The sequence below is a fragment of the Phyllobacterium sp. 22552 genome (genome assembly GCF_052044585.1).
In the GTDB taxonomy this organism is placed as follows: Bacteria; Pseudomonadota; Alphaproteobacteria; order Rhizobiales; family Rhizobiaceae; genus Phyllobacterium; species Phyllobacterium ifriqiyense.
Genome location: NZ_JBQENG010000005.1, coordinates 117,295 through 130,769, shown reverse-complemented (window position 1 = coordinate 130,769; position 13,475 = coordinate 117,295). Strand labels below are relative to the sequence as shown.

12 protein-coding genes are annotated in these 13,475 nt (G+C 51.3%); 7 read left to right on the top strand and 5 right to left on the bottom strand.

All coding sequences use genetic code 11. From position 1 onward, the window contains the following. The first annotated feature begins 2 nt into the window (after positions 1 to 2). The 3 genes from ACTJI9_RS13585 (at position 3) to ACTJI9_RS13575 (ending at position 3,638) form a co-directional block, all read left to right on the top strand. Positions 3 to 743, top strand: coding sequence for a TfuA-like protein (locus tag ACTJI9_RS13585; protein ID WP_336442127.1), 741 nt, complete (start codon positions 3 to 5; stop codon positions 741 to 743). 370 nt (positions 744 to 1,113) lie between these two features. Next, a complete protein-coding gene (locus tag ACTJI9_RS13580) occupies positions 1,114 to 2,334 on the top strand; it encodes a glycosyltransferase (protein WP_307275657.1) in 1,221 nt (406 codons plus the stop codon). 14 nt (positions 2,335 to 2,348) lie between these two features. Beyond that, positions 2,349 to 3,638: a glycosyltransferase family 4 protein gene (locus tag ACTJI9_RS13575; RefSeq protein ID WP_440808631.1), complete on the top strand. Its 1,290-nt coding sequence runs from the start codon at positions 2,349 to 2,351 to the stop codon at positions 3,636 to 3,638. A 334-nt stretch (positions 3,639 to 3,972) separates the two neighbouring features. Here the strand turns inward: ACTJI9_RS13575 and ACTJI9_RS13570 are convergent, their stop codons facing one another. The 3 genes from ACTJI9_RS13570 to ACTJI9_RS13560 all read right to left on the bottom strand — a co-directional run bounded on the left by ACTJI9_RS13570 (position 3,973) and on the right by ACTJI9_RS13560 (position 6,979). Then, complete coding sequence (locus ACTJI9_RS13570) at positions 3,973 to 4,206, bottom strand: hypothetical protein (RefSeq protein ID WP_162802518.1); 234 nt, start codon at positions 4,204 to 4,206, stop codon at positions 3,973 to 3,975. Positions 4,207 to 4,352: 146 nt separating this feature from the next. After that, entirely contained in the window at positions 4,353 to 5,030 is a 678-nt protein-coding gene (locus tag ACTJI9_RS13565; RefSeq protein ID WP_307275650.1) for a sugar transferase, read from the bottom strand. Between the two features lie 383 nt (positions 5,031 to 5,413). Then, complete coding sequence (locus ACTJI9_RS13560; RefSeq protein ID WP_440808628.1) at positions 5,414 to 6,979, bottom strand: glucosamine inositolphosphorylceramide transferase family protein; 1,566 nt, start codon at positions 6,977 to 6,979, stop codon at positions 5,414 to 5,416. A gap of 291 nt (positions 6,980 to 7,270) precedes the next feature. Between ACTJI9_RS13560 and ACTJI9_RS13555 the strand changes: the two genes are divergently transcribed. From ACTJI9_RS13555 to ACTJI9_RS13545, 3 genes are read left to right on the top strand one after another with little or no spacing between them, the layout of a single operon-like run. Beyond that, a complete protein-coding gene (locus tag ACTJI9_RS13555) occupies positions 7,271 to 8,734 on the top strand; it encodes an oligosaccharide flippase family protein (protein ID WP_440808625.1) in 1,464 nt (487 codons plus the stop codon). Beyond that, positions 8,734 to 9,426, top strand: a complete 693-nt coding sequence (locus ACTJI9_RS13550; protein ID WP_354345240.1) for a N5-glutamine methyltransferase family protein — start codon at positions 8,734 to 8,736, stop codon at positions 9,424 to 9,426. Before ACTJI9_RS13555 ends, ACTJI9_RS13550 begins: the two co-directional genes overlap by 1 nt. A 19-nt stretch (positions 9,427 to 9,445) precedes the next feature. Further along, complete coding sequence (locus tag ACTJI9_RS13545; protein ID WP_440808623.1) at positions 9,446 to 10,546, top strand: hypothetical protein; 1,101 nt, start codon at positions 9,446 to 9,448, stop codon at positions 10,544 to 10,546. A 34-nt stretch (positions 10,547 to 10,580) separates the two neighbouring features. On the opposite strand, the gene ACTJI9_RS13540 is transcribed toward ACTJI9_RS13545, so the two are convergent. Both ACTJI9_RS13540 and ACTJI9_RS13535 read right to left on the bottom strand, forming a co-directional pair. Beyond that, positions 10,581 to 11,063, bottom strand: coding sequence for a hypothetical protein (locus ACTJI9_RS13540; RefSeq protein WP_115053341.1), 483 nt, complete (start codon positions 11,061 to 11,063; stop codon positions 10,581 to 10,583). 5 nt (positions 11,064 to 11,068) lie between these two features. After that, positions 11,069 to 11,884 carry a response regulator transcription factor gene (locus ACTJI9_RS13535; protein WP_115053342.1) on the bottom strand — a complete coding sequence of 272 codons (816 nt, stop codon included), beginning with the start codon at positions 11,882 to 11,884 and terminating at the stop codon, positions 11,069 to 11,071. Between the two features lie 640 nt (positions 11,885 to 12,524). Here ACTJI9_RS13535 and ACTJI9_RS13530 point away from each other — a divergent pair. Continuing rightward, positions 12,525 to 13,433, top strand: coding sequence for a hypothetical protein (locus ACTJI9_RS13530; RefSeq protein WP_307275637.1), 909 nt, complete (start codon positions 12,525 to 12,527; stop codon positions 13,431 to 13,433). The last annotated feature ends 42 nt before the right edge of the window (positions 13,434 to 13,475 follow it).

Here is a 13,475-nt window from a genome sequence, read left to right as displayed (position 1 = left end):
CCATGAAGATTCTTTTTGCAGGCCCGAGTCTTTCGGGAACCAAGTTCGTGCCGTTGCGCAGCGGAGAGGATGTGCTGCTGCCGGATCATGAATTGACTTGCCGTGGGCCGGCCAAATGCGGTGACATTACCCATGCCGTGGATCAGGGATTTCGCACGATCGGGCTTGTCGATGGACGCTTTGAGGATGTTGCAGCCGTCTGGCACAAGGAAATTCTCTATGCCTTGTCAAAAGGCGCAGTGATTTACGGCGCTGCCAGCATGGGCGCTTTGCGTGCCGCCGAATGCTATCCATTCGGCATGATCGGCATTGGGGAAGTATTCGAGCGTTATGCTTTTGGCGGGCTGGAAGACGATGCGGCTGTTGCGCAGGTTCATGCGCCAGCCGAGTTTGGCTATATCGCATTCAGCGAGGCAATGGTCACTATTGATGCCACTTTGGAAAGGGCCAAAGCCGCCGGAGCCATCAATCCGGATGAAATGTATTATATTCGCTCAGCAGCGAATGCGATATTCTTCAAGGAGCGCAGCTGGCGACGGGTTTTTGACAAGATTTCAACCGAAATTGCCGATGGTGAAGCCCGCATAAGACCGCATATCTGCAACATCAAGCGACTTGACGCCACATTGTTGCTGGAAACCATGCTGGAGCAACGCCAGCCGAAGGAAATGGGCGCGCCTGACGATCATTTTCAAGATTGGACCTTCAATGAAACCAGCCAGTGGCTCAAACTGAAGGTCTAGTTTCCTCTACTCCTTAAGTTTCGGGCCTAACCGAATTCAGTACAATCTTATTGGTTAGCGCAGATTTTGTAAAAATTTCCGGAAAAAGCCCTTTGAGTCACGCTTGCGTAACGGGCAGAGATTTAGCTTCATATGTGTGGTCGCAAGTTTTAAACGCATGAAAAACAAGATCAAAAAAATCAAGCGTGTGTGGGAGCAAGCGGGCAGTCAGTGGGGGACCTACGCCGGAATTCTAAAGTGAATTGAATGTAGAATTTCGGCGTAGCACTGTTCTTATCCGTCCTGAAGAATCCAACCCAATAATCAAGATCCGGGCATGACGCGCGCGCTCTCGTGCGCGTACGCCATGTCATGGACGAGGGGCAGTATTGTGAAAGTAGCTATCGTTCATTATTGGCTTTTATCGATGCGCGGTGGCGAAAAAGTCCTCGAAGCACTGAGTGAGCTTTACCCCGAGGCAGATATTTTCACGCTGGTCTATGATCCCGACGCGATCAAGGGCCGGTTGAAAAACCACAAAATCACAACGTCCTTCCTGCAAAAAATACCGGGTTCAAAGAAACATTATCAGATGTTGCTGCCTCTAATGCCGCTGGCATTGGAAAGCATGGATCTGACCAGCTATGATTTGATCATCTCAAGCGAATCCGGGCCGGCAAAGGGGATTATCCCCAAGCCCGATGCGCTGCATATTTGCTATTGCCACTCGCCGATGCGCTACATCTGGGATCATTATTTTTTCTACCATGCCAGCGCGGGCTTCGTGAAACGATTGTTCATGCCGGTAATAGCATCCTGGTTGCGGCAGTGGGATGTTTCGACCAGCGCACGCGTTGATTGCTTTGTCGCAAATTCGCGCCACATAGCCAATCGCGTGCAGAGATATTACCGGCGGGACGCGGTTGTTATACATCCGCCTGTCTCAGTGAGTGAATTTGCAATATCCGATACGGTCGAGGACTTCTACCTTTGTGCCGGGCAATTGGTAGGCTACAAGCGCGTTGATCTTGCGGTTGAAGCATTCACCAGAATGAACAAGAAGCTTGTCGTGATTGGGACAGGCGAAGAGATGGCCAGCCTCAAGAGCAAGGCGGGGCCAACGGTGACATTCCTGAATCACCAGCCATTCGCATCATTGAAGAGCCATATGGCACGGTGCAAGGCTCTGATTTTTCCTGGCGAAGAAGATTTTGGTATCGTGCCGGTTGAAGTAATGGCAAGCGGCCGCCCGGTTCTCGCCTATGGCAAAGGCGGGGCGGTTGACACCGTGGTCAATGGCCTGTCAGGCATGCTGTTTTCAGAACAATCCGTGGAAGCATTGATTGATTGTGTCGAGCAGTTCGAGCTGGTGGAAAAGAGCTTCGTGCCTGCCCGAATTCGCGCGCATTCGCTGCGTTTCAGCAAGGAAACATTCAAGGATAAAATGAGCCAGCTCATTCGCAAGGAATTTGAGCACCGGAATGCGCAACAAACCATGGACATGATTTCGCAGACACAAGGAACATCCGACGCGAGAGGGCGCTCGGGCGCTCTTGTCCTTGCCCTGAAGGCTCCGGCACAGACCAGCACAAATTCGCTGCGGCCAAGCTGAAGGATATAGCAGCTATGTTGGAACGCGTCGTGATCATCAATGATGAAGCTGTGGCCAGCGGCGGCGCGGCGGCTTTGGCTCTGCTGTCAGCACGCCTGCTGCATGAGGCCGGAATACCCGTTACTTTCCTGACAGGCGATACTGGCGCCGGCTTTCCATTGCAGGGCAATCATAATGTGGAAATTGACGGGTTGGGAAGCCAGCCGCTGCTGAAATTGCCGGTTCACAGGCGGATCATGGATGGCGCCTATAACAAGGCCGCTTATGAGGCGATCACGCGTTACATTGCGCAAAAGGACACGCCTGGCACGGTCTATCATGTCCATGCATGGGCCCAGATACTCTCACCCTCGATATTTTCAGCGCTTAAGCCGGTCTATAGCCGCCTGATAATATCGGCGCACGATTTTACTTTGGTGTGTCCCAACGGGAGCTATGCTAATTTCAAGACAAATAGCGTGTGTTCCCTAACACCGCTAAGCGGACAATGTCTGGCTTCAAACTGCGACAAGCGACGCTATGCCGACAAGCTGTGGCGTTTTGCGCGGTCGTGGTTGCGCACACGGCTTCTGGACATGTCCAAATCCAACTGCACGATTGCGTCCATTCATCCAATGATGAATCCATGGCTCGAAAGAGGGGGAATTCCCTCATCGCGCATCAGAACGGTGCTTAATCCGGTCAAGCCATTTGCGGAAAGGCGCATCCCTGCCGAAGAGAATAGTGACATATTCTTTATAGGGCGGCTCGAGTTTGAAAAGGGCGTCGATATCGCTGCTGAAGCCGCGCGGACGGTAGGACGGCGGCTGCGCGTTATTGGAGATGGAGCATTTCGCGAGGAGTTGCTCCAGCGCTATCCGGAGGTTATCTGCGAGGGCTGGAAAACTCATGACGAGATCAGTGCCCTTTTACAGGAAGCGCGGTTTGTGGTTATGCCGAGCAGACTTCCCGAACCCTTTGGCCTGGTTGCTCATGAAAGCCTCCAAAGCGGAATTCCAATCGTAGCCTTCAAGTCTGCATTCATCGCCAATGAAGCGCAGGAGCTCGGATGCGGCATAGTTGCCGAAGCGTCTGACGCTGAAAGCCTGGCAGCAGCCTTTGCAGAACTCGACAGCGATGACCGGGTTCAGCACATGAGCAAGACCGCATTTGCTCTTTCTCCAGGCTTGGCCAATACGCCGCAAAGTTGGTGTAATGAACTGATCGCCCTTTATGGCGAATGTCTGGCCGGTGAAAAATTGCCGGACACTGCACCGGCGCTTGATTCCTCCGCCGGAATGCACCCTTCTTTCCAAGCGATCTGACCATCAAGCCTTTAAGGACGCCTACTTCGATTGTTCGGGGTTAGGCGCGCTATCCATTTATTCATACTTTTTGGTTAAAGTTGTAATTGATTTAGGAGAGGTCTAAATCTGCCGGGCTATCTTTGGTCCAAATTCAAGGTTAGAATTGACCTCAGTGTAAAAATGCATCGTTAAGAGATAGATGAAAAATACTTCTGAAAATCTTGAGACCACAACCCAACGACCCTCGAAGTCATTCTTTGACCTCGTTGAGGAGAAGTATCTTATTCGTTGGGCTGCATTCTTTCTTTGCGTGGTTTTCTGGCTCGTCATTTGGCGGATGACTTAAAGCGATTTATCGCTCGTTTAACTCATCATCACCTGCCGCAAGCCACTCCCGCAAAATAGCTACAGACATTGGTCCGAGATTGGGAATGAGATTCAATTCCAGCGTGGATGCCCATTGTCTGTCCGGCTCCCAATCAGGAGGCATGTCCCATGGTGCTCCGCCATACTCGACCCACAATGCGTTAGCGATCCGCGTATGGACCGTTTTGGAAGGACAAAACGTTTGAAGAAGATGGGGCATGAGTAACCCAGATAAGAGTTGCATCCGTATCACACCGATCACTATGTTCGTCAGAGCCGTTTGAAGTGCATTGCCCTAACTCTCTGTTGCTACGCAATTCCCGATGGAAAGCCCGTTTCAGCTTTTCCTGGAGCAAGTTTCAATATTCAGCAGCTGCCTTTCGCAAATAGCACCACCGACGCCGTGCGGACCATGATTTTCAGATCTACCCAGATGGAGCGCGACTTGAAGTAGTCTGTGTCCAGCTTTACCCGCGTATCATACCCGGTATCACTGCGGCCGCTGACCTGCCACAGACCCGTTATGCCCGGCTTCATCGCGATGTAATACCGATAGGAATCGCCGTAGCGGCCGATCTCATCCATGACGATGGGACGTGGCCCGACAATACTCATTTCCCCACGCAGTACATTTATGAGTTGGGGAAGTTCGTCCAAGCTTGAAATCCGCAAAATGCGACCGACCCGATGGATTCTCGGATCAGTTTTGAGCTTTTGTGTTTCCGTCCATTCACGCAAGGATTCCGGACAGTGCGCCAGAAGCGTAACCAGACGCGCATCGGCATCTTTCGCCATGGAGCGGAACTTGAAACAAGTGAACTCTTTGCCGTTCAGGCCGATTCTGCGTTGCCTATATACGATAGGAAAGCCGTCAGTTGCTGCCAAAGTACCTATGATGCAGACTAAGACCGGAAAGAGAAATATTAGCGCGGCGGTGGCCAGTATAACGTCAAGAGTTCTCTTGATTACAATGTAGGACATCCGGTTCTTTGCCGGCATTTTTTCGGTCCGCTGTTCTATCAGCGGTTCTGTTATGTAGGACATAATCCTGACCCCAACCATTCCCATAGTTTCGGCTGCCCAGACGCGTAGCGCTGGAAATCCTCTTGAATCGCGGCAAAATCATTGCGTCCTAAAAAACCACCCAAGCAAAGCAGTATTTTTAGTTACGAAATTTGCATTCTATACGCTGTGAGCACAGTATTGCATGTCTGGTTGCATGGTTTTATTTGTTTTATGATTCCCTGCATACAATTAAACTATAGTATAAATGTTTTGCGTCAATAATTAATAGTACTTAAAGAAATATGTTATGCCCTTAGTAATAATCATTAAAATTAGAGCTAAACGTCGTTATGGCCTAACCGGGCAGCGAGAAATATGTTGCAATGTCAAGAGGATGGTAGCACCAGACCTTGAAGCAAAGGTTATTTTGTTTTGCACAGATCTATAACAAACCGGGTTCCGAGCGTATCCAGATGGTGGCAGCCAACAATACCAGTCATGAAATCGGGTCTAACGGATTTTATGGTTTCTTCGACATAGTCTTCGGAATCGAGTCTGGTAATTTCCTGGATATTCAGACCGTAGCCGTAAATCCCATGAGAGTTACACTGCGACGGGCGTAGAACCCGATCACCTATGATATGAACGCGGCCCCCATTCCTCGCGATATCACTTCCAATAATGACGGGGTTGCGTTTGTGGGGGACAACTCTTTTCAGGTCAGGTCCATCAACGGCGAATGCATAAAGTTCGCTGGAGTGATCCATGAAAGTGTGATGATCCGAAAGGGAGGTCAGCAACCACCATTGCCCTTTGACCTTGAACATAGTGGTGTCAGCAGGGCTTTTGCCTTCAAGCGCTGTTGAATGAAGCTCCCATCTCAGGGGAAATTGTGTGCAGCGCCATATCTCCACCCGGTCTGTCTGGTGGGTTTCCGGAATCATGTAAATGTCCGGGCCGTCATTGAAGACGAATGGATAGGAAAGATGGTAACTCGTACGCAGGCAAGTTCCGAGAAATTCGACTTCTGATCCGGACAGCCGCGCGACAGATATCCAGGCGTTCATACTGTTATCCGGGAAACATTCGAAAAAGACATAGTCCTGGTTTTGCCATCGAAACAGGAAGGGATCGGCGGCCCACATTCTGTCGGCGAGCTTTAGAGGGGTAGCCTTATCGGGGGTAAAGTTTTCGATACTCCCATCCCCCATATAAACGCCCCAGCTCCTTGAATTGAGCCCAAGAATTGATCTTGCTCGCACTGCAAGTTTTCCAATGATGTTACGGCCAAGCTGTCCCAGATAAAGGATAGAATCGCTAAGTTGAGGTGCGGCTCGCATATCTACGGAGAGCGTGGCGGGGCTTGTGGAAAACTTCCTCGTCTCTGCCAATCTGCGTAACTCGCGCAGCAGCAGCAGGACAGACTTCTCCTTGATAAAGGCTCCATTGAGCGCCGCGCTATATTTGGTGTTGTAACCGGCACTGGAAATGACGAGCGGCTCAGGCTCCGAGCCAAGGCGAGCTGACAATTGAACCACAGTCAGTGCCTTGCGCTCTTTCACTTCCCAAAACCCGGTCCAGTCATGGCCGCTGGCTCCTTTATCGACGAAATCGAGAGACCATTCGCCAAACTCGATCTGGTCGAGACATTGCTGCGGAAGCGGTTTTGCCGTCAATCGCACTGCCACATCAATATTTACGCCCAGCAGACCGTCGCGGCCTACACGTATGGATTCGGGTAATTTGTATTGCTGATTTCCGAAAGGTTGAGCGGGATAGCGCCGTTGTTTAACAAATACCTGCTTCTCTACCCGATCAATCAATTTTCCAACAAACGACGTGTCATGCGCCGGCACTGGACCAGTTTCGATAACAGCCTTCAGATTGAACTCAGGACAATCAAGAACACCCTTTAAAAACTTGATCTCCCAATTCTGTAATCGATCCATGGAATCAGTGATGATTCCAATACGAAGTCTCGTAGACATTCTGCCCCCTAAACCTGGTCTCATCGATCCTCGGATTGCGTTCAAATGCGCGAATTTCTCAGGATGAGCACGGCTTAGCATTGAATGTTCCACTTTCATGAGCATCCGTCCAGAATGCCTAATCCAATTGATTAGAGGGGTAATTCCTGAAACAAAACGGGCCATCTGGTATGGATGAAGCGATCGTTTTGAGCAGTCAGGTTGGTGTTCAAAGCATGTGCCGGAGGCATCACGCTGAAACAGGGTTCTCAGATAATAGCCGAGAGGCTCACGCCCAGGAAAGCTGCCGTCATGGCGTTTATGGCGATGGCTTCGCGTATCTGCGCCCAACTTGCGCAAGTGCTGGTATTCATTCTGGCAGCGCGAATGCTGTCGGCGGCTGAATTTGGTGTTTATACCCTGATCCTTGCCATGGCCATACTGCTGACCCGTGTCGCCGAAGCGGGCTCGCGGGAGTTTATAATGAGCTGCCGCGAGGATATCTCGCTGTTCAATCAGATTGCTACAATGGCTCTCGCCAGCGGTGCGGCGGCGATGGCTATCGGCCTTGCCGTTTCCGGCGTACTGGACCGTTTTTTCGAAATGAGGCTGGCGGCTGAAATTCTCGTCATCTTTTCAGTCTGGGTGGTATTTGCAACCTTTAGCGCAGTTTATGCCGGCATATTGGTTCGTCAAAGCAGATCCGAAATGCACTCGATTCTGCTCATGGTCGGCGAAGGCGTTGGCCTGGCGATCACCTTGGCTGGATTGCTTGCAGGATGGGGAATATTTGCCTTGGCCGTGGGCAAGCTCTTCATGCAAATCACCTATCTTTGCAGCGCGATGCTCATAACGCGGTGGGTTCCGCGTCTGCGGCTTCACTGGGCCATCGTAAAAGAACTCGCAGCATTCTCCCGCTATATATTGGCGACCCGTATGGTCGCCTATTTCCATACTTATGCGGTGACTTTCGCAATCGGAATATTCTTTGGCACGGCGAGCGTGGGTTACTACCGGGTGGCAGATCGTCTGGGATCGTCCTTCGCCGATATGATGGATGAACCAAGCCGGTTGATAGCTTGGGTTAGCCTGAGGCGTTCTATCCGGGAAAATCAGACCCTTCAGGAACTCAAGCGAGGTGTGGGGCGGGAAGCGACCGTGCTTTTGCCCTTCCTGCTGGCTCTGGCTGCCCCTATTTTCATTGGCCTTGCGCTTGTGTCGGAGACGCTGGTTGTTCTTCTGCTTGGCGATCAGTGGCATCCGGCGGCTCCACTGACGGCTCTCCTTGCCCTGATGTATATGCTGTATAGTCCAGGCGTATTAACCGAGCCGCTTTTGTCGCTAACGGGGCAGGTGCGACGGTTACCGCTCGTCTCGCTATGCAACATGGTCGTCGCCGTTATCTTCCTGCTTGGAGCCGTGCCCTTCGGTATAATGGGTGTCGCTATCGGCCAGGTAATGGCAGCCGCGATCACGGCAGGCGTAACGATATGGCTGCAAAGCCAATACGGCGGCGTTAGCTGGAAGCGTGTCGGGGCCAGCAGCATTATCATCGTGCCGAGCCTGATCGCGATGGTCGCCTGCATAATCTGGGTATCGCAACTCTCTCTATCGCCCGCACTAGACCTCGGACTAAAAATTCTGACGGGGGCTTTGGTCTATGTTTGCGTACTCGTCGTGCTCTACATTTCCTTTTTCAAAGTGAGCAACACTTTTACCTGGAAGAAGGTGAAAGTGCCACCAAACCCAACGTCTGAAGTCGAGGAGAGTTACTGATGCAGCCGATGACGAAAGACACGGATAATATGCCGGCCACTCGCCCGGAAATGAGCCGTCATAGCTTTCTTGGCATAGAACTCGAAATTGCTGGCGGCGTTCTGATCCCCCGGGAAGAGACCGAACTCCTGGGCCGCACGGCAATCGGCATTGTGGCAAACAGCACCTCGCCGCTGGTTATCGATATGTGCTGTGGCTCGGGCAATCTTGGGCTTGCTATCGCCAGTGCAGTTCCATCAGCAAAAGTCATGAGTGCGGACCTAACCGACGAGACCGTCAATGCTGCCCGGCACAATACACAACGGTTGGGCCTATCGGATCGTGTTGAAGTCTATCAGGGCGACTTGTTTGCAGCATTTGGCGATAAATCTCCAGCCGGAAAAGTGGATCTGGTTGTGTGTAATCCTCCCTACATTTCTGCAAAGCGACTACACGAAACACTTGCGCATCTCTTGGAGGAGGAGCCACGCGAGGCCTTTGACGGTGGACCTTTCGGCATCTCTATCCTTCAAAGGCTGGTACGCGATTCTGCCGATATGTTGAGGTCCGGAGGCTCTTTGGCTTTCGAGTTCGGAGAAGGGCAACATCATCAGGTCGCTCATTTGTTATCGCGCTCGGGCGCTTATGAAGAGATATCGTTTGTCGACAATGAATTAGGGATCGCCCGGGTGGCGATTGCCAGAAAAAAATAGCAGTCGGTAGGAGCCTTCTATGGACGGCGTAGCATTCAGCGAGGTTCGGAACTTGGCGCCCCAGGATATCCCTGCGGTAGCGGCGATGTTTTGGCGAATGTTCAAGCCAGCCAACACAAAAATTCCAGCATCATTAGCGGACTATCTATCGGAGCTTTATCTCGCTCCCGGAAACAGCACGGGGATCATCTCACAAGTCCATATCCGGGGCGATGGCGTGCTGACGGGGTTCATTGGCGCGCTTCCATTGAAAATGGCTTTTGGAAACGCTCCCCTGCAGGCGGCAATTTGCGGCCCCTTGATGGTCGAGGATCATATTGAGGATCCGCTTGCCGGAGCACGGTTGCTTCGCGCTTTTCTCACCGGACCCCAAGACCTTTCATTAAGCGAAACAGCCAACGAAACATCGCGAATTATGTGGAGCAAGCTGCGTGGCAGGGTTTTGCCCGGATATAGCCTGGAATGGCTGCGCATTCTTCGTCCCACTGCCTTTGCTGCTGAAGCGGCGTCGCGTCGTTTCAAGTTCTTGCGGCACGGCAAGCTGCTATCGGGGCCATTCGATCTCTTCGCTCATGCAATTATGAAAACCTCCATACCGGAGAAACCCCAAGGCGTGAATGATTGCAGCATTGAGCTGGATATGTTGCCCCCGCTCATTGCGTCCTGGCTGAAAGACTACGAATTACGCCCGGATTGGGATCTGTCGACCTTGAGCGATGTTCTGGCGACGGCCTGCACAAAATCAACCTACGGCACCATGCACAGCAGAGTGGTGAAGAGCCGGACAGGCAAGCCTTTGGGTGCTTATCTGTTTCACGGCGATCGCGGGGAGACTGTCCGTGTCCTTCAAATCATTGCCGCGAAAGGGCAGGAAAGCACCGTATTGGATAGCCTCCTTTACTATGCCAATTCCATAGGTGCCGTTGCTGTACGGGCTCGTTCACAACCGCAATTGCTGGAAGCGATGATGATACGCCGCGGCCTGTTTTTTCAGCGTTCATCCACCGTGGTGCATACTGGCGACCCGCGCGTCCTGGAAGCTTTTTCAAAGGGGAATGCATTTTTCAACGGCCTTGCGGGCGAAGGCTGGAATCGACTGAATGGCGACGAGTTTGTTTGAGAATCGAGCGGAGAGAATTTCCACCGAAGTGATGTCAAATATTTATATTATTGACCTTCATGAAACCCCATATGGATTTGTTGACGTCGATTATTGAATCAATTGTTGCCTGTATTCGCAACATCTCTTCGTCATCGAGTGCTTCAACTTTTCCATATTTCAGGTTCTCGTCCATATCGACAATCCGCATCAGCTGAGTTGATGCGGTTCGGCCTGATTCATCGAACGAATATATGCAGTGGTTGTACTTGTTGCGCAGGCGTTGCTCACGCGTCATTCGGGCTGTGATCTTAAGGACTGCTGCCTTGGTTTCCGGCGTTGTAGAATGTATTTTTGCAAGGCGCTCGATGAGATCAATGCGCGCTCGTGTCGTATTCAGCGTCAAGAAAATGACAGTTGCCGCTTCCTTGTTCGTATCCAGCAGGTGGGCAATCAGATAAATGAACAAACTCTCCGTGTTTGTCCAAGTATAGTTCAACTTGCCCACCAGCATGAGAATGTCGTCGAGCCGCGACATTGATACTACATAACCCGAGCCATTTCTGGCGAAGCTGCATAGTGGCTCATCGGCGCCTTGTACCCCCTAAAAGGGGGCTGAAAGGCCTCTTGATCCCTCGTATTGCGATATACGGCAGCGGCCTGCGTACGGTTATGCACACGCAATTTGCGGATGAGATTGTGCACATGGACCTTAACAGTATGTTCTGACAGCGTCAGGCGGTCGGCAATGATCTTGTTTTGCAGACCTTCCGACAACAGCTCCAAAATTTGCTGTTCACGGATGGTCAATGTCTTGATCGGCCGGATTACGCCGTCGGATTGCTGATGAGAAGTGCCCATTGAGCGTCCGCTATTGTCATCCCGTGCTCTATCCGAAGAGCGACTGATGTGAGGCGGATAATATTCACCACCATTCAGCAGCAGCCAGATGACCGCAAGCCATATATCCAGCTTTAAATTGAAAGGTAACAAGCCTTGGATAACCTTGCCGTCGAACAGGCTGTCGAGTTCATCCAGTCCCGATACATTATCGTCAACCATCATGGTAATGGAGGCGTTGGGAAAGCGCTTCCTGCACCGCAATGCCGATTCACTGAAGCTGGAAACAAAGCCGGCGTGGATGAGGACGAGCTGAATATCGTCATCATAAGCTTCGGCCTCGGTAAATGAGCTGCACAGATGAATGTCTATATCGGTGAAATTGCGTTCCAACGACTGCACCAGTCCCTGAAAGACCACGCCCGCTTCAGCATAGATAAATATCGAACTTTTAAATCGCCCATTCCCTGGATCAGTCTTGATGTGATCCGAAAGTTTGCGTGGTATTGTTCCACTCATGATAGTCCCCTGCGCCCTTTAGTCGGAAAAGTATTTCTTCCGAGGTTTCTTTTCGATTGTTGGATTTTATCTGAATAGTTTTGTTTAAGATCGTTAATCAGGATGCCTGTAGCCCCCGCTACTTGCTCTGATTAACCAAGGATTAATAAACGTCGCGTGACGCGGTCGTGACGTGAATTGAAAAGGTGTTTCGTCTGCACGTCACTTGATTCGCGCAGGTATAAAGCAGCACCTGGGCCCCGTTTGAGGCATATGAATTCGATAATATTGTTTAGAACTTATCTGCTGGTTCAACTGATCTATTGTACTGCCAATCCATCAATCGCCTAAAACGGCGGGATTCATAAGGTTACGCCGCCCGTTTCGCGATTCACCAATGAGCTAAATATAAGTGCTATCTTCCGGTCTGCCCGTTTGCGTCATACGGTTATGAGGTCTTGAGTTTCCAGCGTAGCGTAAGTGAAACCAAGAAAATAAAACCAGTGTGCCAGTATTCTGAGTTGAATAGCCTGCGATATTCTATCGCGAGCTTGGGGATACTTTTGCTGTAACAACTTAACATCTGCCAGCGTGGACATCGTAGCCTCGTTAAAGAGCATAGAGGTTTTGTCTTCTCCGCAGATATTCCGGAGGAAATAATATGAATAATCGCAACAACAATCATCACCAGAATCCCGGTATAGACCCGTCAGCGTCGGCAAGTGCTGATGCTTCAGCATTCGCTGCCGCCTTGGCTCTTCAGATGCAAGGGCAGGGACAAGGTCAGGGCCAGGGGCAAGATCAGGGCCAAGGTCAGGATCAGGGACAAGGCCAGGGTCAAGGGCAGGGACAGGGGCAGGATCAAGGACAAGGTCAGGAGCAGTCATCTGTTTCGGAAAATCTCAATCTGAACGGCAATTTCAACGAGAGCTCCAGCGACAATTCCAATGCCAACAGCAACTCCAACAGTAATTCGTCGCACACGGATGTAAAAGTAAATGTTGGTGTCGATTTAGACGGCTATCTGCCGACTGATGACGACTTTGCCGATCTCGATTTGCATCACAATAGTTTTGACAACATCTTCCTCACCGAATCCGGCAACATCAACTTTGATCCCGGTAATGATGTGAACTTCTCTAACGTTCTCAATGGCGCATTTAGCGGCGGCGGCAGCGATACGGGATTTGCGCTCAGTCAAGTTGTTGATCTTGTCGATAATGACACCCTCTCCGGTGTAACCCAGACCAACAGTGGCATTGTCACCTTGACCGCAACCGGCGGTACTGCAAGCGCAGGTGATGGCATTGGTACCGATGATGGTGGCTGGGGCGGCATGGACCACAGCTTCTTCGGCGGTGGCCATGGCGGTTCGGGTGGTTCCGGCGATATTGGTGCAAGCGACGACGTATCGGGTTCAAGTGCGGCGAGCGCAGCAGCCAATCTTACATCCACGGCGTTCACCCAGGAAATTGTACTTGGTGCAAACCTGCAGCAGAACGCCTTCGAAGCGACCGTTATCAACGGCTCGTACACGCATACATCAAACGGCGACACCGACGCGGTTTGATTCAGTTAGCTGGCAATTTGCCGCTCGGAAAATGGTCTGCGC